Below are 18,626 nucleotides of genomic sequence, written 5' to 3'. Positions count from 1 at the left end.
ATGGCGCAGGTTACGGGTCAGAACGGGTACCCGGCCGGGGTGGCGCGGACCGTGGTCCACCGGGTCTCGGTGAAGGCGTCGAGGTTGGCCGTACCGCCGAAGTGCGCGCCGGTGCCGGAGTCGGCGAAGCCGCCCATCGGCGCGACCGGCTCGTCGTTGACCGTCTGGTCGTTGATGTGCAGCAGGCCGGTCGGGACGCGGTCGGCCAGCTCCAGGGCGCGCGCGGTGTCGCGGGTGACGATGCCGAGCGCCAGCCCGTACTGCGTGTCGTTCGCCAGGGCCACGGCCTCGTCGACGGTGTGGAACGTGCGTACGGGCGCGACCGGCCCGAAGACCTCCTCCGCGTAGGCGGGGGACCGGTCGTCCACGTCGGCCAGGACGGTGGGCCGGTAGAACAGGTCGCGGTGGGTACCGCCGGCCACCAGCCGGGCGCCCGCCGCCGTGCTCGCCCGGACCAGGCCGTGCACCCGGTCCCGCTGCCCGCCGTCGATGACCGGCCCGAGCTGGACCTCCTCGCGGTACGGGTCGCCGACGGCGAGCGCGTCCGCCTTCGCCGCCAGCCGCTCGACGTATTCGTCGTACAGGGAGGCGTGCACGAGGTGGCGGCCCGAGGACATGCAGATCTGGCCCTGGTGGAAGAAGGAGGCCCAGGCGGCGGCGGACATCGCGGCGTCCAGGTCCGCGTCCTCCAGGACCAGGAAGGCGCTGTTGCCGCCCAGCTCCAGGTGGGCCCGCTTGAGGTGCCGGGCGGCGAGGGCGCCGACGCTGCGGCCCGCCTCCGTGGAGCCGGTGAAGGAGATCACCCGGACGTGCCGGGCGCCGACCAGGGCCCGCCCGGCCTCGCTGCCGCCCGGCAGCACGTGCAGCAGCCCTCCGGGCAGTCCGGCCGCCGCGAAGAGCGCCGCCACGGCATGGCCGCCGCACACCGCGGTGCGCGGGTCGGGTTTGAGGACGACCGCGTTGCCGAGGGCCAGGGCCGGGGCGACGGAGCGCATCGCGAGCACGAGCGGGACGTTGAACGGCGCGATGACGCCGACGACGCCGGCCGGTACCCGGGTGGTGTACGAGTGGCGGGGCGCGGTGGAGGGCAGCACCTGGCCCAGTGGGTGATGGGCGAGCGCGGCGGCCTCGTAGCACTCCTCGGCGGCGGTCCGTATCTCGAACTCGGCCTTGCCGGGAACGCTGCCGGCCTCCCGGACGATCCACTCGGACAGTTCCGCCGCGTGCCGGTTGATCAGGTCCCCGGCCCGGCGCAGCACCGCGGCGCGCTCCGTGTACGGCGTACGGGCCCAGGCGCGCTGGGCGGCCGCGGCCTCGGCGGCGGCGTCCTCCACGTCGGCGGGGGCGGCGAGGGTGAAGGCGGCCAGGGCCTCGCCGGTCGCCGGTTCGTCCGCGGTGGTCTCGCCGCCGTGCAGCAGGGGCAGGTGGTCCAGGTCGAGCAGGGGCATCGCGCGCGGCCTCCGGTCGGATGAACGGTTGAGGAATGAACCAGTTCGGTTCATCCTCCCGCATCGGTGGTCAGCGTGGACGGCGGGGCGGTGCCGTCCGGGCTCGCTGTCCGCGTCCGGTGCGCGCCGTCCGCGTTCGGCCCGCGCCGCCCGGTCTCGCCGTGCACGGCCGGGCCGGCGCGCGTCCCCCTACCCGCCTTCCAGTACGAGCTACTCGCGTTCCAGCACGAGCGCCAGTCCCTGCCCCACGCCGATGCACAGTGCCGCCAGGCCCGTACCGGAGCCGCGTGCGGCGAGCTGGTGGGCGACCGCGCCGGCCAGCCGGGCGCCGGACGCGCCCAGCGGGTGCCCGATGGCGATGGCGCCGCCGCGTGGGTTGACCACCTCCGGGTCGAGGCCGGGCCACTGGGCGAGGCAGCCCAGCGCCTGGGCCGCGAACGCCTCGTTCAGCTCGAAGGCGGCCAGGTCGGCGACGCCTCGTCCGGCCTTGCCCAGGGCCCGCCGTACGGCCTCCACCGGCCCCAGCCCGAACAGCTGCGGCTCGATCCCGGTCACCGCGCTCGCGCCGATCCGGGCGAGCGGCTCCCGTCCGGTGGCCCGCAGCCCCTCTTCGTCGACGAGGAGGAGCGCCGCGGCGCCGTCGTTGAGCGGGGAGGCGTTGCCCGCCGTGACCGTGCCGCCTTCCTTGCGGAAGGCCGGACGGAGCTTGGCCAGCGCTTCCGTGGAGGTCGAGGCGCGGATCGACTCGTCCTGCGTCAGTTCCACGTCCGGCAGCGGTACGACTTCGGCGTCGTAGGCGCCCGTCTCCCAGGCGCGCGCCGCCTTGCGATGGCTGTCGAGCGCGAAGGCGTCCTGCTGCTCGCGCCCGATGCCGTACTTGTCGGCGATCAGCTCCGCGCCCTCGCCCAGCGAGACCGTCCACTCGGGAGCCATCCGCGGATTGACCATCCGCCAGCCCAGCGTCGAGGAGAACATTTCCTGGTGCCCTGCGGGAAAGGCCCGTTCGGGCTTCTGGAGGACGTACGGCGCGCGGCTCATCGACTCCACGCCGCCCGCGAGCACGATGTGCGCGTCGCCCAGGGCGATGGAGCGGGCGGCCTGGATGACGGCCTCCAGGCCGGAGCCGCACAGCCGGTTGACCGTCACTCCGGGTACGGAGGTGGGCAGCCCGGCCAGCAGTACGGCCATCCGCGCCACGTTGCGGTTGTCCTCGCCGGCCCCGTTGGCGTCCCCGAACACGACGTCGTCGATGCGGGCCGGGTCGAGGTCCGGGGTGCGTTCCACGAGGGCCTTGACCACATGGGCGGCGAGGTCGTCGGGGCGGGTGCCCGCGAGGGCGCCGCCGTACTTGCCGACCGGGGTCCGTACGGCGTCGACGATGTAGACGTCCCGGGCGCCCCACGCGCCTCGTGCGTCCCGTGCACCCTGCTCGGTCATCCGGCCCTGTCCTCGCTGTCCGCCCGAAGCTGTCCGCCCGAAGATCGGCGCTGTCGCCCCGAGTCTTTGCCCGCCGCCCGCGGCTGTCAACGGTCCCCCGGTCCGTCACTCTCCCGTGCGGTCTCCGCGGAATCCTCCCGTGCGATCTCTGCAGCACTCTCCCGTGCGTTCTCCGCGGACTTCTCCCGCGCGGGCGCCGCGGCGGCCTCCGACGACCGCGTACGCCGCGACAGCCGCCCCCGCAGCCCCCGCAGCACCCGCCACAGCACGTACACCAGCGCCCCCGCCACGAGGAACGGCAGCGACGCGCCGACCGCGATCAGCAGCCTCCGCACCCCCTCCGTGAAGGCGTCCCAGCCACCGCTGAGCGCGTCCCCGAAGGAGGTCCCTTCGTCCTCGTCCGCCGCCGCGTCCGGTTCGTGCAGCACCAGCGTCACCGTCGCCATGCCGGTCTGCTCCTGGAGCGACTTCAGGCGTGCCTGGAGGGATTCCAGTTCCGACTGGCGGCGGCTGAGTTCGGACTCCAGCGTGACGATGTCGCCGATCGTGGTGGCCTTGTCCATCAGCGCCCGCACCCGCGCCACACTGGCCTGCTGCGTCTTGATGCGGCTGCCGGTGTCCACCACCTGATCGGTGACGTCCTTCGCCGAGACCTGGCGCTTCTTGAGCGTGCCCAGCCGGGAGAGCCGGTCCAGCAGCCCGTCGTACGCCTCGGGCGGCACCCGCAGCTCCACCCGGGAGCGTTCCCGCCCTTCGCCGTCCCGGTCGGTGGACTCGTCCCCGACGTAGCCGCCGACCCCCTTGGCCGCCGTACGGGCCTTGGCCAAGGCTCCCGGTACGTCCTCGGCCTCGACGGTCAGCGACGCCGTACGGATGATCTGCGCCGTCGCGACCGGCGCGGGCTTCCCGGTGCCGGTGCTGCTGCCCGTGCCGCTGCCCTTGTCCGTACCGGCCTTCCCGTCGGCCGACTCCGCGGCGCCCGGCGCCTTGGGACCGACCATGCCTTGCTCGCCCCGCGCGGCCCCCGTGCCGCTCTGCTCCGCGCTCGCCTGCTCGGTGTCGCCCGGCCCGGCCGCCCCGCATCCGGCGACCCCGAGGGACGCCACGAGCAGCGCTGCCGCGGCCGCCCGCCGCGCCCCGTACGACCTGCTCGCTGTGCCCATGTCCCGTACCCCCGAAGTGGTGTGCCGCTGTTGCCACTTCGACGTGGCGGGGGAGCCGTGGGTTGCCGTCCGTGCGTCGCGATGCGGTCACGGTCCGGACTCCGGACGGACTCTGAGAGAGTTGGGGGCATGAGCACAGCGCACACCAGTGCGGGCCGCGCGCCCGGAAGTCATGTCGTCGTCATCGGTGGGGGCATCTCGGGGCTGGCAGCGGCCCACCGGCTGCTGGACGGCGGGGCCCGGGTGACCGTACTGGAAGCGTCCGGCCGGCTCGGCGGCAAGCTGCGCGCCGGGGAGATCGCGGGGGTGCCGGTCGACCTCGGCGCCGAGTCGATGCTGGCCAGGCGCCCGGAGGCGGTGGACCTGGCACGCGCCGTGGGCCTCGGCGACCGGCTCCAGCCGCCCACGACCGCCACCGCGGCCCTGTGGACGCGCGGCGCGCTGCGGCCGATGCCCAAGGGGCACGTGATGGGCGTGCCGGGCGACCTGGACCTGCTGGCCGCCTCCGGAGTGATCTCTTCCGAAGGCATGGCACGGATCGCCGAGGACGAGGCACTGGAGCGCACGGAGGTCGGCGCGGACGTGGCGGTCGGCGAGTACGTCGCCGCCCGGCTGGGCCGCGAGGTCGTCGACCGGCTCGTCGAACCGCTGCTCGGCGGCGTGTACGCGGGCGACGCGTACCGCATCTCGATGCGCGCCGCCGTTCCCCAGCTCTTCGAGGCGGCGCGTGCAGAGCGCTCGCTGATCGAGGGCGTAAGGGGCATCCAGGCGCGGACGGCGGCGCGCGCCGCCGGATCGGACCAGGCGCCGGCGCCGGTCTTCATGGGCATCGACGGCGGCGTGGGCACGCTGCCGGGCGCCGTCGCCGACGCGGTACGGGCCGCCGGCGGCGAGATCCGTACGAACACCCCGGTACGGGAGCTGCGGCGCACCGCCGACGGCTGGCGCGTCGTCCTGGACGGCGGTGCAGGGCCTGCGGCGCTGGACGCGGACGCCGTGGTCCTGGCGGCCCCGGCGCCCGCCGCCGCCCGGCTGCTGGCCGCCGAGGCACCGGCCGCCGCCACCGAGCTGTCCGCCGTCGAGTACGCCTCCATGGCCCTGGTGACCATGGCCTTCCGCCGCGCGGACGTCGAGGCGGCGCTCACCGGCAGCGGCTTCCTCGTGCCGCCGGTCGACGGCCGCAAGATCAAGGCCTCCACCTTCGCCAGCAACAAGTGGGGCTGGATCGCCGACGGCGACCCGGACCTGTTCGTGCTGCGCACCTCCGTCGGACGGTACGGCGACGAGACCGACCTGGCACGGGACGACGCCGACCTGGTGGAACTGTCCCTGCGCGACCTCGGCGAGGCCGTCGGGCTGGCCGTCCGGCCCGTCGCGCAGCGGGTCTCGCGCTGGGACGGCGGGCTGCCGCAGTACCCCGTCGGCCACCTGGAGCGCGTCGCCCGGATCCGGGCTGAGACCGGCAAGCTGCCCGGCCTGCGGGTGTGCGGCGCGCTCTACGACGGCGTGGGCATCCCGGCCTGCATCGCCTCCGCGCGCACGGCCGCGGACGACATCTTGGACACCCTGCCGCAAGCCGCCACGGCGGGCGAGTGAGAATGGGACCCATGACTGACGCTTCCGCCCCCGCCACCCCCACCGGGGCCGCTCCCGAGAAGACCCCGAACGCCGGCAAGAAGGCGAAGGACCTGAACGAGGTCATCCGCTACACGCTCTGGTCGGTGTTCAAGCTGCGCGACGCGCTGCCCGAGGACCGCACCGGGTACGCCGACGAGGTCGAGACGCTGTTCGCGCAGCTCGCCGCCAAGGACGTCGTCGTGCGCGGCACCTACGACGTCTCCGGTCTGCGGGCCGACGCCGACGTGATGATCTGGTGGCACTCGGAGAACTCCGACGCGCTCCAGGAGGCGTACAACCTCTTCCGCCGCACCAAGCTGGGGCGCGCGCTGGAGCCGGTCTGGTCGAACATGGCGCTGCACCGCCCGGCCGAGTTCAACAAGTCGCACATCCCGGCCTTCCTGGCCGACGAGGTCGCCCGCGACTACGTGAGCGTTTACCCGTTCGTGCGCTCCTACGACTGGTACCTCCTCCCCGACGAGGACCGCCGCCGGATGCTCGCCGACCACGGCAAGATGGCCCGCGGCTTCCCGGACGTGCGCGCCAACACCGTGCCGTCCTTCTCGCTGGGCGACTACGAGTGGATCCTCGCCTTCGAGGCCGACGAGCTGTACCGCATCGTCGACCTCATGCGGCATCTGCGCGGCTCCGAGGCGCGGATGCACGTCCGCGAGGAGGTGCCGTTCTACACCGGTCGCCGCAAGCCGGTCGCCGAGCTGGTCGCCGGGCTGGCCTGAGACGGCGCGGCGGGCCGGGTGCGTCACCGCACCCGGCCCGCCGTCTGCTGAGCGGCTCGTGGTCTGTTGAGCGGCCTGTCGTCTGCTGAGCGGTCTGCCGCCTGCTGAGCGGCCTGTCGCTTGCCGAGTGGCCCCTCGCACCGCTTGGCCCGTCGCGCTACTTGCGCTTCTTGGCGGGCATGACCGGCTTGGGCTCGGCGCGCGGCCCGCAGAACGTGTCCCGCGCCGGGGTCCGCCCGGTCAGCAGGTACCGCTCCACATGCTGGTTGGCGCAGGCGTTCGTCCCGAACGACACACCGTGCGTCCCGGCGCCGCGCTCGGTCACCAGCGACGCGCCGGGCAGCCGGCGCCGCAGCTCGACCGCGCCGGAGTGCGGTGTCGCGCCGTCCCGCTCGGCGGCCAGCAGCAGTACCGGCGGCAGCGCGCCCGGCGCGGTCCGCACGTCGACCGGGCGGTGCGGCGCGCCCGCCTGCGGCAGGGCCACGTCGGTCACGTCCTCCGCGTACCGGGTGGGGTCCTGGACCGCGCCCCTCGGTGAGTAGCGGGGCCAGAAGGCGCACGGCAGGTTCATCCAGGCGTTGTCCCACGTCTCGAAGGGCGCGACCCGGGCGCTCGCGGTGTTGTCCCGGTCCCAGACCCGCAGGTCACGCGGCCACAGTCCGTCATTGCACTCCACGGCCGTGTAGACCGCGTTGCCGTTCTCGTCCGCCTTCTCACCGCCCGGCGCCGGTGTGGCCTGCTTGAGCAGCAGCTTGGGGTCGCCCTTGACGTACGTGGCGAGGGCCGCGGCGCGCACCGGCCAGTAGGCGTCGTTGTAGCCCGTCTTGAGGAAGGCGGCCTGCAACTGTGCCGACCCCACCTTGCCGCCCAGGGGCCGCCGGTGCAGCCGCTCCCGTACGTTCTCGTACGCACGCAGCACCGCCTGCGGTGTCGTACCCAGGTGGTACACCTTGTGGTGCTTGGCCACCCAGCGGCCCCAGTCCTGCCAGCGGCGCTCGAAGCCGATGTTCTGGTCGAGGTTGTTGCGGTACCAGACCTGCCGGGGGTCGGGGTTGACGACGCTGTCGAAGACCATCCGGCGGACGTGGCCGGGGAAGAGCGTCGCGTACACCGCGCCGAAGTAGGTGCCGTAGGAGGCGCCCATGTACGTGAGCTTCTTCTCGCCGAGCCCGGCGCGCAGCATGTCCAGGTCACGGGCGTTGTTGGCGGACGTGTAGTGGCGCAGCGCGGGCCCCGCGTTGCGCGCGCAGCCCTGTGCGTACGCCTTCGCCTCGGCGGCCTTCCCGCGCTTGAACGCCTTCGACGGGTGCCGCGGGCTCTCGCTCGGGATCTTGGCGAACTTGGCCGGGTCCTGGCAGGTCAGCGGCGCCGAGCGCCCGACACCGCGCGGCGCGTAGCCGATGAAGTCGTACGCCCGCGCCGTCCTGCGCCAGCGGTCCACCTTCGCGTACAGCGGGAAGTTCATGCTGGACGCCCCCGGTCCGCCCGGGTTGAAGACGAGCGCGCCCTGGCGCTCCTTGGCGGAGCCGGTGGCGCGGGCCCGGCTCACGGTGAGGGTGATCTTCTTGTCCGCGGGGCGGGCGTAGTCCAGCGGGACGGTGAGCCGGCCGCACTCCACACCGGCCGGCAGGTGCTCCTCGGGGGCGCAGTGGCCGAAGGCGATGCGGGGCGGTGCGGGCGCCGGGGTCCCGGCGGCGGCGGACCGGGCGGTTCCGTCCGCGGGGACGGCGACGAGGGCGGTCAGGACCAGCGACCCGAGGGTGCCGTACAGCGCTACTGCTTTCACAAGCCGTCCCTTCGTATGGAGGCGCCCGGTGGGCATACAAAAGGGATGGTTGAGGCGAGGGTTGGGCTTGTAAAGCACCGCGCTCCGGTGTCGGGAGCTATGCCCCCAACGAGTGGAGCGCGGTGCGGGTGTCACGGCTGTTCGGCTCGTACAGCCATGCGTGGACCCGGTCCCGTGTTCCTCACTGGCAGCGGCGGCCGGAGTTGATGCACTGCACCGCGCGCGCCATCAGGTCGCGCGGCATGAAGTTGGCGAAGTCCGCGTGGTCGGTCACCGGCTTGCGCAGTTGTTCGGGGAAGCTGTCGAGGGCGAAGGCACGCGGCCGGGGCTGCACGGCGTAGGTCAGCCGCATCTGGAGCTGCGGCACGGCCTTCGTCCCGCTGGGGCAGCGGCCCGAGGCCCGGTCGGGGAAGACGAGATGCGTGCGGTGGTTGGCGCTGTCCTTGTTCGTCCCGTCCCAGCAGCTCGGGAAGTCCAGCAGCCGTACGGCCTGGCTGCCGCCGGGGCACAGCGGGTACTTGTCGGCCAGGCGCCGGTTCTCGAAGCCGGTGCAGGTCCACTGGGCCCGCGCGTTGGCGGTGCCGTTGGTGAACGCCTTGGCGTCGCCCGTGATGGCGCGCAGGCCCTCGGGCATGGCGGCGACCTTGCCCGCCGGGCTGCCCCGGAAGGTCAGCGAGACCGAGCGCGGGGTCAGCACCTGGCCCACGTTCCCGTCCGCCGGGTCCTGTCCGTTGCCGCTGCTCGGGCCGTCCTGCCCGCTCAGGCGGCGCAGTACGGGCCAGAAGTACGTCGATGTGTCGCCGCGGGCGCAGGTGGTCCCGGCGGCGCGCAGCGAGTCGTCGGTGGAGAAGGCGTCCGTGGAGCGGTTGCCCACGTAGTCGTGGAGGTGGTGGGCGCCGTTGGCGACACCGGGAGTGACGATGAAGTTGTCGGGGTTCTGGTGCCGGTTCTCGTTGCGGCCGCAGTTGCTGGTGAAGGTGCCGGTGGAGGCGCCGCGTCCGGCGCGCGGGGGCTGCGGGCCGGGGCGTACGGAGCGGATGTCGGCGAAGTCACCGGCCGCCGGGACGCTTTGGCCGGTGCCGGAGGTGCCGCCGGGAGCTGTCGGAGCGCCGGATGCGGTGGGGCCCGCGGGCCCGTCGGGGGCGTCGGCGGGGGTGCTCGACGGGCCGGCGGAACCGGTGCCGGGGGCGGTCGCGGAGGCGTTGTCAGTGGGCTGTGTCACGCTGGGTGACGTTGGGGTGGACGACGTGTCGACGGGTGGAGACCCGGACGGGGGAGTGGTGTTGTGAGCCGAGGCATTTCCGGTCACGGAGACGAAGGTGCCGGCCGAGCCGAGCACGGCGAGCAGGGCGATCAGCACCAGGTGCCTGGTGCCGAGCCGGCGCCGGTGCCGCGAGGGCCGGGGGGCGGGCGGCGACGGCCGCGGTGGCGGCGAAGGGCGGGGCGGCCGCGGGGGCTCGGGAGTTCCGGAGTGCCGGTGGTCGGGCATGGGAGATCACTTCTTCCCGTTCTCTCAGGGGTGTTGACGCCGGCCGCCGGAGGACCCGGCGGGAGCCGGGGCCTTGGTGGCGCCGCCGGTGGCGGTGGCGGGTGGCGTCGCGGGCGGAGGCAGCGAATACGTCGCTGACGGTGTGACGGGCGTCGGCGACGGGGCGGGTGCCGCGTCGAGGGACGGCGGCGGGGCCGAGGGGCTCGGCGCCGGCGAGGAGGTGGCCGCGTCCTCGGCGATCGCGTCGAAGTCGACGAATCCGGTGCGCTCCAGCATGGAGATGTGGTCCAGGACCGTGCGGTTGGCGTCGTCGGCCAGAGCGCGGACGAGCGCGTTGCGGGTGGTCGCGCGGACCTGTGCGACGACGGTGAAGACCTTGCCGTGCGCCAGCCGCAGAATGTTCGCGAACTTGCGGTCGTACGCGGCCCCGCGCGCGGCGCTCAGCTCCTTCAGCCACTGCTGCTGCTGGGCGTTGGGCCGGTCGGGCAGTCCGAGACCGAGCTGCGCGGCCACCTCGCGGACGTGCCGGTCGAGCGAGGCGTGGCCGTCGACGAGATGGTCACCCGCCTCCCGTACGGCCGGCACGGTCCCGCGCTGCTGGGCCTGCTGCCCGGCGGGCAGCTCCCACAGGCCCGCCAGCCGTACGCGATTGACGAAGTCCCGGTCGAGCGCGGACAGCGGGCCGAACGAGGTGGCGACGGTCTGGGTGTTGACGTCCCCGCCCGCGCCCGGCCTCTCGGCGAACGACCAGATCGGAAAGAGCAGCGCGGCGAGGGTCGCGGCGAGCGCGGTGACGACGAGGCCGGTGCCGGTTACGGATCGCATGGTGCCTCCTGGTGCGGCACCGCACGCTAGTGCGCTCTGCGCTGATCCCGTCCCCCGTTCGGGGAAGCCCCGTCAACCTGCCCTGCCCGCTGATACGTTGACCGGTTGCCCAGGGGTGTCAGGCGCATCAGAGGCTCCGGGGGAGCGAGGCGGCGGGGGCGTCGGCGGTGCCGGGCCCAGGCACCGCCGACGCCGCGCGGCTCAGCTGCCGCAGCCGCCACCGCCACCGCAGGAAGAGGAGGAACTGCTGCAGGACGAGGACGAACTGCTGCTGCAGCTCGACCCGGAGCTGCTGCTGCACGACGACCCTCCGCCACAGGACGAACTGCCGCAGCCCGACCCCGGCCCCGACCCGCCACCGCACGACGAACCGCACCAAGAGGTGTGCGAGTCGTCGTCGGGCACGTTCCAACCGCAGGCCGCGTTCGATGAAGTGGTCGACGAGCTGCCGGAGGAGCCGGAGTACGCCCCGGCAGAGGCGCCCACCGCCGCGCGCTGCGCCTCGTCGAGCTGGTCGCGCAGTACGTCGTCCACCAGCAGCGCGGTGCTGCCGAGCGCCACGACCAGTGCGGCAGACTGGGTCGCCTCGCTCACGAGGTCCTTCTTGTGCACCGTACGGTACGTCCGCACCGCCGCGGCCCCGGCCGGTGTGACCCGCCGCCCCAGCACCTTCCGGCACACCACGCCGGTCACGGCGCCGAGGACTGCCGCGGGCAGAATCTGGACGACGAAGGGCACCCCTTCCCCGCCGACGGCTCCCGTGAGGGTCAAGAGCAGGACGAGCAGAAGACCCACCACACAGATCGCCGTCTGCCAGGCGGCGAGGAGACGCCAGGGGCGGCCGGCGCGCGGGTGCCGCATCAGGCCCCGTTTCGCCAGCCGGTCGCCGATGGCCTGGACGGCCGGGGCCCGCATGACATGGCGGCGCAGGGTGTCCAGCGCGCCGTCCGGGGTCCGCGCCAGCGAGTCCAGCACGGCCGTCTCGACCGGGTCGTACGCCACCGACTGCCGTAGGGACACCACACCGGGCCCGCCCACGGCGAGCCGGCCGTCCTGGTGCATCCCGGCTATCGCGGCGTCCGCCACCCGGGCCGGGCCGCCGGCGAGAAAGGCGATCTCCCAGAGTTCGTACTGGGACGCCCTGCGGTACTTGGGCCGGGGAACCGCCCGGACGACGCGGACGGTACGGACGACGAGCAGCAGCGCGGAGGCGACCACCGCCAAGGTCACGAGAAGAGCGGGCATGTCCTTCACCTCCGGTGGAGAGCGCGGCGTACGGCGAGGGCGAGGCGGTGCGCGGGGCCGCCCGGCGGCTTGGGACCGGCGCGGTCCCGCCACCACTGCGTCAGGCGGCGGCGGGCGTCCGGGTCCGCGGGCCGGCCTTCGGCCAGCAGATGGACGGCGAAGTCCATGGCGTCCTGGCGGTGGCCGTGGCGCATGGGCCGGTGCCGTGCGTAACCGAGGAAGCCGGGCCGGAAGTCCTCGCCGAGGATGTCCCGCAGCTCCGGAGCGATCTTGGCGACGACGGAGGCCCGCTTGGCGGCCAGGGCCCGGCTCTGGACGAGCAGCCGCCGCCGGTCGAAGCCCTCCGGCGCCGGGGTCCCGGCGACCAGCGCGGAGAGCAGCGCGGTCTGCGCGACGGCCAGGCGCTGGCGGGCTGGGGCGGCGGTGTCCGTGGCCGTGCTGGTGGTCCCGGCCGTGGCGGTGGGCCCGGACGTGGCACTGGGCCCGGCTGTGGCGGTGGCCCCAACCGTGGCGACGGCTGTGGCGGTGGCCCCAACCGTGGCGACGGCCGCAGCCGTGCCGCGCGGCGCTACGGTGCCGGGCGCCCGGAACGGTGCCGGTGCCGGCAGGGCGGCCGGGGCCGGGGCCTCCTTCAGGACCGTGCGGATCGCGTCGAGTTCGGAGGCGAGTTCGCCGGTCGCCGGGAAGTCCTCGTCCCGTTCCAGCAGGACGCCGGGCGGGGAGACACGGGCGCAGAGTTCGGCCAGTACGTCCAGGACGGGCCGGGTCACCGGGTGGGCGTGGGTGTCGTGCCAGACCCCGTCCCGCTCGACGCCGCCCGCCACATGTACGTACGCGATGGCCTCGACCGGCAGCTCGTCCAGTGCCGTGGCCGGGTCCTCGTTCCGGTTCACATGATTGGTGTGGAGGTTGGCGACGTCGATGAGCAACCGTACGCCGGTGCGCTCGACCAGTTCGGCGAGGAACTGTCCCTCGGTCATCTCCTCGCCGGGCCAGTTGACCAGCGCCGCGATGTTCTCCACGGCGAGCGGCACGGGCAGCGCGTCCTGCGCGATCCGGACGTTCTCGCAGAGCACGTCCAGCGCGTCACGGGTGCGGGGAACGGGCAGCAGGTGCCCCGCCTCCATCGCGGGGGAGGCGGTCAGCGGGCCCCCGGCCCGTACGAACGCGATGTGCTCGGTGACCAGCGGCGCACCCAGCGCCTCGGCGCGTTCGGCGAGCGCGGCCAGCCGGCCCGCGTCCGGGCGCTCGGCGCCGCCGAGCCCGAGGGAGACCCCGTGAGGCACCACGGTCGTGCCGCGGTCGCGCAGCGCCTGCAAGGCGGGCGGGAGATGACCTGGACAGATGTTCTCGGCGACGACTTCCACCCAGTCCACGCCGGGCAGTTCCGCGATCCCGTCGGCGATCTCGGGCCGCCAGCCGATGCCCGTACCGAGCCGAGTCATGGTGGTTCCCCCTCCCACTCGTGCACCCCCGTGGTGTCCGGTACTCATCGCCCCGCCGGTGCCGGGCCAACCCTGGAGGGCGCGGGTTCAGAGCATGATTTGAGCTTGCGACGCGCCGTGTCCGGCAACGGCGTCCGAAGCGGCCCCGGAGGGGCCCCGGCGGTCCCGGCGGCTTCGGAGTCCGGTGGTTCAGCGCGCGGTCTCGACGCCGACCGCGGCGCCCAGCGCGAGCAGGACGCCGCCGGTGGCCTGGTCCATGCGCCGGCGGACGCGGGGGCGCTGGAAGAAGGCGCGCGCCCGGTGCACGGCCAGAGCGATCCCGCCGAGCCAGCCGAAGCCCAGTACGGCGTGCACGGCGACCAGCAGCAGTGTCGTGGTCACGACCGGCGCGTCGTGCGGGATGAACTGCGGCAGCAGCGACATGTACACGACCCCGACCTTCGGGTTCAGCACATTGGTGAGCAGGCCGGTACGGAACGCCTGGAGCGGCGACTGCCGGCCGGCCTCGCCGGGCGCGGGGACGGCGGCGCCCGCCTCCGGAACGGGAGCGTCCGCCCCGGTGCCGCCCGCCGCCTTCGAGGAGCGGCGGGCGCTGCGCAGCGCCTGGAAGCCCAGCCACATCAGGTACAGCGCCCCGGCGACGCGCAGTACGTCGTACGCCGCCTGCGACGCCGACAGCATGGCGGTGAGCCCGGCCGCTCCGGCCAGCCCCCACACGAAGCAGCCCGTGGCTATGCCGAGCGCGGAGCACAGTGCCGACCGCCGCCCCGAGCCGAGGGACGTCCGCAGCACGACGGCGAAGTCGGGGCCCGGCGAGACGGTCAGCAGGACGGCCACCGCGGTGAAACCAAGGAGAGAGGAGAACACAGGACGTAACCGTACGTCGTCCTCCGGCCAACGTTTCCCCGGCATCCCTTCGTACGCCTGCACACCGCTGCGTACCTCTTGCCCGGGGGCCAAACGCCTGCTCCCATGGCCATCGGGGGGTGATGGGTATGAGTGACTTCCGTCCTGAGCCCGGAGCGTACGAGGCAAAGCAGGAGACGCGGTACGCGAGCGACCCGGACCGGCTGTTCCTGCCGCCGGACGACGACCTCGCCCCGAACCGGCCGGGCGAGGCCCTGCGGGTCCGGCTCGCCGAACAGCCGCGCGCCCGGGCGGCCCTGTGGTGCGCCCGCCTGCTCGGCCGGCGCCCGCCCCAGGAGGCCTGGCACCGGCAGCTCCTCGGCGAACAGGCCGTCGGCACGGCCCTGGACCAGCTGGCGGCGGGCGGCTGGTACGTGATCCACTCCATCCCGCTGCCGCCCGCGGCGGTCATCGGGCACCTGCTCATCGGGCCCGGCGGTGTGCTGTGCGTCGGCACCCATTACGTACGCGGAGCCCGGGTGCGGGTGGGGGAGGACACCGTGGGCACCGGCCGCGGGCGCGAACCGCAGCCGTACGTCCGCGAGTGCAGGCAGCACGCCCGGCGCGCCGCGTACGTGCTGACCCGCGGCTGCCGGTTCCGCGTCGAGGCACGGCCGGTGCTGGCCTTCGCCGGCGCGGTGGACGTGGAGCTGGATCCGGCCCCGCGGGACGTACGGGTGATACGCGACGAACGTGACGTACCCCAGCTCGGACGGCTCGGCGGGGTGCTCACCCCCGACCGCGTCGAACGCGTCTACACGGTCGCCCGCAACCGTCGCACCTGGCTACGGGCCTGAGAGCGTCCCGGAACCGAACGGCCCGCAGCCGCCCGAGGCCGATGGAGCCGCCTGTCGAGCGCACGCGTCGGCGAGAGCGCTCCGCACCGCGGTGATCGCCGGATGGGCGGCCCGGTCCTGACGGGTCGCGGTGTGGACGCTGCGGTAACAGGGACCGCCGGGAACATCCACCAGGGTCAGACCGGGATCGTCCGCCGGGCCCAGGAGGTCCGGGAGGATGGCGACGGCGTGGCCGTCCGCCACCAACCGCCGTTGCATGAGCAGGTCCGTGGTCGTGAAGCGGATGTCGGGCTCGTGGCCGGCTTCCCGGCAGATCATCCGCATCCAGTCGCGAGAGGCGGTTCCCAGTGGCTCGACCGCCCAGGTGCGTCCGGCGAGGCACTGCCACACGTCGGAGGCCGACAGGGCGCCGGCCGGGAGCGCTATGCGCAGCCGGTCCCGCAGGAGTTCTCGATAGTGGATGTCGGACTGGCGGGGAAGCGGGTGGTGGGGAAACTCCTCGACGATGACGAGGTCCAGATCGTGGGCGAGCAGTCTCGGCAGGGCCCGTTGCGGCTCCTCCTGGAGGACTTCGACCCGTAGCCGCGGGTGAGCCTCTCCGATCCGGACCAGAGCCCTGGACACGAGCGTCAGGGCGGTCTGGAAGGTGGCGATCCGTACGGTTCCCGTGATCTCGGCGAGTGACTGGGCGACGGCCGTCTCGGCGGCCTCCATCTGTCTCAGCATGATCTCCGCATGGGCCACCAGGATGTCCGCCTGCGAGGTGAGCCGCACCCGGCGGCCGACCGGTTCGAGCAGCTCGACACCGACTTCGGCCTCCAGCTGGGAGAGCTGCTGGGAGATCGTCGAAGCGCTGTAGTTCAGTGCCTTGGCCACGGCACTGAGGGTGCCGCGATGCTTCAGCTCCAGCAGCAGTCGCAGGCGGTGCAGGTCGTACACGGGACTCCAACCGTTCGGAGAATCCGAAGATGTTAGCTCGGTAATCGTCGCTTTACGTGAAGGGTGGGCCGTGTGAGCGTCGAGGTATGACCTCCCTTGCCGATCACGCCTCCCCGCGGTGGTGCGCTCAGCCCGCGGCCGCTTCCTGGAGCTGCCAGCCGCCGCCTTCGCAGGCCGCCGCCTTCCATCGCTCTCTCCCCGGCTATCGGCCCACGCCGCTGCGTGACGTTCCGTCGCTGGCCGTCGAGTGGGGGGTGCGCCGGGTCGCGGTCAAGGACGAGTCCGCCCGTCTCGGCCTGCCCGCCTTCAAGGCGCTCGGAGTCTTCTACGCCGTCTACCGCGTGGTGCAGGCACGGCTCGGCACCGACGTGGCTCCGGATCTCGGCTCACTGCGTGCCGCTGCGCACCGCATCCCCTCGTTGCAGCTGGTGACGGCGACGGACGGCAATCACGGGTGCGCTCTGGCGCACGTCGCCCGGCTCCTGGGGGTCACCGCGCGGGTGGTCGTACCCGACGTCGTAGCGTCCGAGGCGATCGAAGCGATCCGCCGGGAAGGCGCCGAAGTCGTCGTCGTGGCGGAGGACTACGACACCGCCGTCGCCCGTGCCGCGGCGGACGCCGATGCCCGGCCGGGTGCCGTGCTCGTCCAGGACACCGCCTGGGACGGCTACGAGACGATCCCGCAGTTCATCGTCGACGGGTACTCGACGATGTTCGCGGAGGTCGACGAACAGCTCGCATCCGACACCGCGTCACTGGTCGTCACGCCTGTGGGAGTCGGCTCCCTGACCCAGGCGGTCGTCACCCACTACAAGAGCCGCGGCCGGCGGGTGTCGGTCCTGGGCGTCGAACCGGACTCGGCGGCGTGCGTGCAGGCCAGCCTCAGGGCGCGGCGGCCGGTCAGCGTCGCCACCGGCTCCACCGTCATGGCCGGGCTCAACTGCGGTACGCCGTCCTCGCTGGCCTGGCCGTACCTGCGGGACGGGCTGGACGCCAGCGTCACGGTGACCGACACGCAGGCTCTCGCCGCCTCCCGCCGGCTCATGGAAGCCGGCATCTCCGCGGGGCCCTGCGGAGCGGCCTGCGTGCCGGCCGTACGCGGCGTTCTCGCTGATCTCGCCGGCCGGGAAGCGCTCGGTCTCACCCCGGACTCGGTTGTCGTGCTGCTGAGCACGGAGCGCTCCGCACCTTCCGCCGGGACGGCCCCGCGTGAGTGACCGGATCACTTAGTCCGCCAGGACGTGTTCGGGCTCGCGCACGGCCTCAGTCCGCCAGGACGCTCCCGGGCTCGCGCACGGCCCGGCGGACGGCGTCGCGGAGCCAGTGGTGGGCGCCGTCGGCGGCGTGGCGGGGATGCCAGGCCATGCCGATGGTCACCAGCGGCAGCGGCAGGGGGATGTCGAGGAGGTGCAGCCCGAGGGCGGTGGCGGCGTCGCTGAAGGGCGAAGGCGCGGCGCCGGGCGCCGCGGTGGGCACGAGGCAGACGATGTCGCTGCGCGCGGCGAGGGTCATCGCGGCCACATGACTGGGCAGGACGGCGGCCACCCGGCGGTGCAGGTTCCGCTCGGCCAGGGCGGCGTCCAGGGGGCCGGTGAACCGGCCGCGGCGACTGACCGAGACGTGTTCGGCGGCGGCGAGCCGGGCCGGGGTCAGCTCCCCCTCGGTGAGCGGGTGGCCGGGCCGGACGGCCGCCGTCATCCGGAGGGTGACCAGCTCTTCGACCAGGGTCTCGGGGGCGATGTGGTCGATGGCCCCGATCTCCAGGTCGATCCGGCCGTCGCGCAGGGCCGGCCCGGCCTCCAGCTCCTCGGCCCGGAACCGCAACGAGACCTCCGGCGCCTCCTGCCGGGCCAGCCGCAGCAGCCCGGGGGCCAGGGCCGCGCCGACCAGGTCGGCGGTCTGGAGGGTGAAGGTGGTGCGCAGGGCGGCGGGGTCGATTCCGGCGCCGGGGGTGAGCAGGGTGCCGAGACGGCGTACCACCGCGGCGGCTTCGTCGCGCAGGGCCTGGGCGCGGGGCGTGGGAACCATGGTCTGTCCGGCCCGCACCAGAAGGGGGTCCTGGAGGACGCGGCGCAGACGGGCCAGGGTGCGGCTCATGGCGGCGGGTGAGGTGTGCAGGCGCGCGGCGGCGCGGGTGACGCTCTGTTCGGCGAGCAGGGCGTCCAACGCGACGGCGAGGTTGGCGTCGATGACCGGGTCCGGGCTGTTCACCAGCGTAATTCCATTTCAGGCAATGATCCCTTGCTGACATTCCCATTGTGGCAACGCCGGGTCGCTCGCAGGATGGAGACGTACCGATCCGGTCGCCCCACGGGGTCGTCGGGGCCCGCCGTCAGGCGGCCCGCACGGCCGTCACCGTGGCGTGCGCGACCGTCCTCACCTGCTACTTCCGCCACTTCTGCCGCTTCGGAGGACCCGTCATGTCCGCACAGGAAACCGCCCCGGTGGTCACCGCCTTCATGCTCATCAAGACCACGCCCGAGTGGCTCGCCATGACCCCGCACGAGCGGGTGGACGCCCTGAACACCAAGGTCATGCCGGTGGTCAAGGCCAAGACCACCGGCGTCCGGTCGCGCTTCTACGACACGGAGTTCTACTCCACCCGTGTCACCGACGTCTGGGTCTGGGAGGCCGACGACCACGCCGCGTACCAGCTCCTGATCGACGCGCTGCGGGAAACCCCGTTCTGGGACCGCTACTTCGAGATCGTCGACCTCCTCGTCGGCACCGAGAACGGCTACGCCCGCACCTACGACGTCGACCCCGTCACGACCGTCAGCACCTGAGGCTCC

16 protein-coding genes are annotated in these 18,626 nt (G+C 73.6%); 5 read left to right on the top strand and 11 right to left on the bottom strand.

The window, feature by feature from the left end; translation table 11 throughout:
- Positions 1–17: 17 nt before the first annotated feature.
- The 3 genes from JXZ78_RS07260 to JXZ78_RS07250 form a co-directional block, all read right to left on the bottom strand.
- Positions 18–1,448: an aldehyde dehydrogenase family protein gene (locus tag JXZ78_RS07260; RefSeq protein ID WP_030020727.1), complete on the bottom strand. Its 1,431-nt coding sequence runs from the start codon at positions 1,446–1,448 to the stop codon at positions 18–20.
- 210 nt (positions 1,449–1,658) lie between these two features.
- Entirely contained in the window at positions 1,659–2,885 is a 1,227-nt protein-coding gene (locus tag JXZ78_RS07255; protein WP_050502565.1) for a thiolase family protein, read from the bottom strand.
- A gap of 86 nt (positions 2,886–2,971) precedes the next feature.
- Positions 2,972–4,048 (bottom strand): DUF4349 domain-containing protein, encoded by a 1,077-nt coding sequence (locus tag JXZ78_RS07250; protein ID WP_050502564.1) that lies wholly within the window; start codon positions 4,046–4,048, stop codon positions 2,972–2,974.
- A 129-nt stretch (positions 4,049–4,177) separates the two neighbouring features.
- Between JXZ78_RS07250 and hemG the strand changes: the two genes are divergently transcribed.
- Positions 4,178–5,644, top strand: coding sequence for a protoporphyrinogen oxidase (gene hemG / locus JXZ78_RS07245; protein WP_030020724.1), 1,467 nt, complete (start codon positions 4,178–4,180; stop codon positions 5,642–5,644).
- Between the two features lie 11 nt (positions 5,645–5,655).
- Positions 5,656–6,402: a hydrogen peroxide-dependent heme synthase gene (gene hemQ / locus JXZ78_RS07240; RefSeq protein ID WP_030020723.1), complete on the top strand. Its 747-nt coding sequence runs from the start codon at positions 5,656–5,658 to the stop codon at positions 6,400–6,402.
- A 157-nt stretch (positions 6,403–6,559) separates the two neighbouring features.
- On the opposite strand, the gene JXZ78_RS07235 is transcribed toward hemQ, so the two are convergent.
- The 6 genes from JXZ78_RS07235 to JXZ78_RS07210 form a co-directional block, all read right to left on the bottom strand.
- Positions 6,560–8,188 (bottom strand): alpha/beta hydrolase, encoded by a 1,629-nt coding sequence (locus tag JXZ78_RS07235; RefSeq protein ID WP_030020722.1) that lies wholly within the window; start codon positions 8,186–8,188, stop codon positions 6,560–6,562.
- 181 nt (positions 8,189–8,369) lie between these two features.
- Positions 8,370–9,497: a DUF1996 domain-containing protein gene (locus JXZ78_RS07230; protein ID WP_238782749.1), complete on the bottom strand. Its 1,128-nt coding sequence runs from the start codon at positions 9,495–9,497 to the stop codon at positions 8,370–8,372.
- A gap of 204 nt (positions 9,498–9,701) precedes the next feature.
- Positions 9,702–10,502 (bottom strand): DUF4142 domain-containing protein, encoded by an 801-nt coding sequence (locus JXZ78_RS07225; protein WP_063726101.1) that lies wholly within the window; start codon positions 10,500–10,502, stop codon positions 9,702–9,704.
- 201 nt (positions 10,503–10,703) lie between these two features.
- Positions 10,704–11,747, bottom strand: coding sequence for a TIGR04222 domain-containing membrane protein (locus JXZ78_RS07220; RefSeq protein WP_030020719.1), 1,044 nt, complete (start codon positions 11,745–11,747; stop codon positions 10,704–10,706).
- Between the two features lie 5 nt (positions 11,748–11,752).
- Positions 11,753–13,192, bottom strand: a complete 1,440-nt coding sequence (locus JXZ78_RS07215) for an MbnB/TglH/ChrH family RiPP precursor modification enzyme (protein WP_238782723.1) — start codon at positions 13,190–13,192, stop codon at positions 11,753–11,755.
- A 189-nt stretch (positions 13,193–13,381) separates the two neighbouring features.
- Positions 13,382–14,059 (bottom strand): LysE family translocator, encoded by a 678-nt coding sequence (locus tag JXZ78_RS07210; protein WP_030020717.1) that lies wholly within the window; start codon positions 14,057–14,059, stop codon positions 13,382–13,384.
- A gap of 128 nt (positions 14,060–14,187) precedes the next feature.
- On the opposite strand from JXZ78_RS07210, the gene JXZ78_RS07205 reads away from it, so the two are divergent.
- Positions 14,188–14,895, top strand: a complete 708-nt coding sequence (locus JXZ78_RS07205) for a nuclease-related domain-containing protein (protein WP_050502563.1) — start codon at positions 14,188–14,190, stop codon at positions 14,893–14,895.
- Here JXZ78_RS07205 and JXZ78_RS07200 read toward each other — a convergent pair.
- A complete protein-coding gene (locus tag JXZ78_RS07200) occupies positions 14,884–15,834 on the bottom strand; it encodes a LysR family transcriptional regulator (RefSeq protein WP_050502562.1) in 951 nt (316 codons plus the stop codon). The genes JXZ78_RS07205 and JXZ78_RS07200 overlap by 12 nt on opposite strands.
- 86 nt (positions 15,835–15,920) lie before the next feature.
- On the opposite strand from JXZ78_RS07200, the gene JXZ78_RS07195 reads away from it, so the two are divergent.
- The gene (locus JXZ78_RS07195) at positions 15,921–17,051 is read left to right on the top strand and encodes a diaminopropionate ammonia-lyase (protein WP_033038087.1); all 1,131 of its coding nucleotides are present in this window, start codon (positions 15,921–15,923) and stop codon (positions 17,049–17,051) included.
- 46 nt (positions 17,052–17,097) lie between these two features.
- Here JXZ78_RS07195 and JXZ78_RS07190 read toward each other — a convergent pair whose 3' ends face one another.
- A complete protein-coding gene (locus tag JXZ78_RS07190) occupies positions 17,098–18,045 on the bottom strand; it encodes a LysR family transcriptional regulator (RefSeq protein WP_030020713.1) in 948 nt (315 codons plus the stop codon).
- A gap of 209 nt (positions 18,046–18,254) precedes the next feature.
- Here JXZ78_RS07190 and JXZ78_RS07185 point away from each other — a divergent pair, with 209 nt between their 5' ends.
- The gene (locus tag JXZ78_RS07185) at positions 18,255–18,620 is read left to right on the top strand and encodes a darcynin family protein (RefSeq protein WP_030020712.1); all 366 of its coding nucleotides are present in this window, start codon (positions 18,255–18,257) and stop codon (positions 18,618–18,620) included.
- Positions 18,621–18,626: the final 6 nt, after the last annotated feature.

This window comes from Streptomyces monomycini, from assembly GCF_022271435.1.
In the GTDB taxonomy this organism is placed as follows: Bacteria; Actinomycetota; Actinomycetes; order Streptomycetales; family Streptomycetaceae; genus Streptomyces; species Streptomyces monomycini.
The sequence above is the reverse complement of the archived record's forward strand: the minus strand, read 5'-3'. Positions and strand labels throughout refer to the sequence as shown.

What these genes read in the sequence shown, in the direction of transcription:
- JXZ78_RS07260 (WP_030020727.1), bottom strand. Translation starts at nt 1,448, where the DNA reads ATGCCCCTGCTCGACCTGGACCACCTGCCCCTGCTGCACGGCGGCGAG.
- JXZ78_RS07255 (WP_050502565.1), bottom strand. Translation starts at nt 2,885, where the DNA reads ATGACCGAGCAGGGTGCACGGGACGCACGAGGCGCGTGGGGCGCCCGG.
- JXZ78_RS07250 (WP_050502564.1), bottom strand. Translation starts at nt 4,048, where the DNA reads ATGGGCACAGCGAGCAGGTCGTACGGGGCGCGGCGGGCGGCCGCGGCA.
- hemG (WP_030020724.1), top strand. Translation starts at nt 4,178, where the DNA reads ATGAGCACAGCGCACACCAGTGCGGGCCGCGCGCCCGGAAGTCATGTC.
- hemQ (WP_030020723.1), top strand. Translation starts at nt 5,656, where the DNA reads ATGACTGACGCTTCCGCCCCCGCCACCCCCACCGGGGCCGCTCCCGAG.
- JXZ78_RS07225 (WP_063726101.1), bottom strand. Translation starts at nt 10,502, where the DNA reads ATGCGATCCGTAACCGGCACCGGCCTCGTCGTCACCGCGCTCGCCGCG.
- JXZ78_RS07220 (WP_030020719.1), bottom strand. Translation starts at nt 11,747, where the DNA reads ATGCCCGCTCTTCTCGTGACCTTGGCGGTGGTCGCCTCCGCGCTGCTG.
- JXZ78_RS07215 (WP_238782723.1), bottom strand. Translation starts at nt 13,192, where the DNA reads ATGACTCGGCTCGGTACGGGCATCGGCTGGCGGCCCGAGATCGCCGAC.
- JXZ78_RS07205 (WP_050502563.1), top strand. Translation starts at nt 14,188, where the DNA reads ATGAGTGACTTCCGTCCTGAGCCCGGAGCGTACGAGGCAAAGCAGGAG.
- JXZ78_RS07195 (WP_033038087.1), top strand. Translation starts at nt 15,921, where the DNA reads ATGACCTCCCTTGCCGATCACGCCTCCCCGCGGTGGTGCGCTCAGCCC.
- JXZ78_RS07185 (WP_030020712.1), top strand. Translation starts at nt 18,255, where the DNA reads ATGTCCGCACAGGAAACCGCCCCGGTGGTCACCGCCTTCATGCTCATC.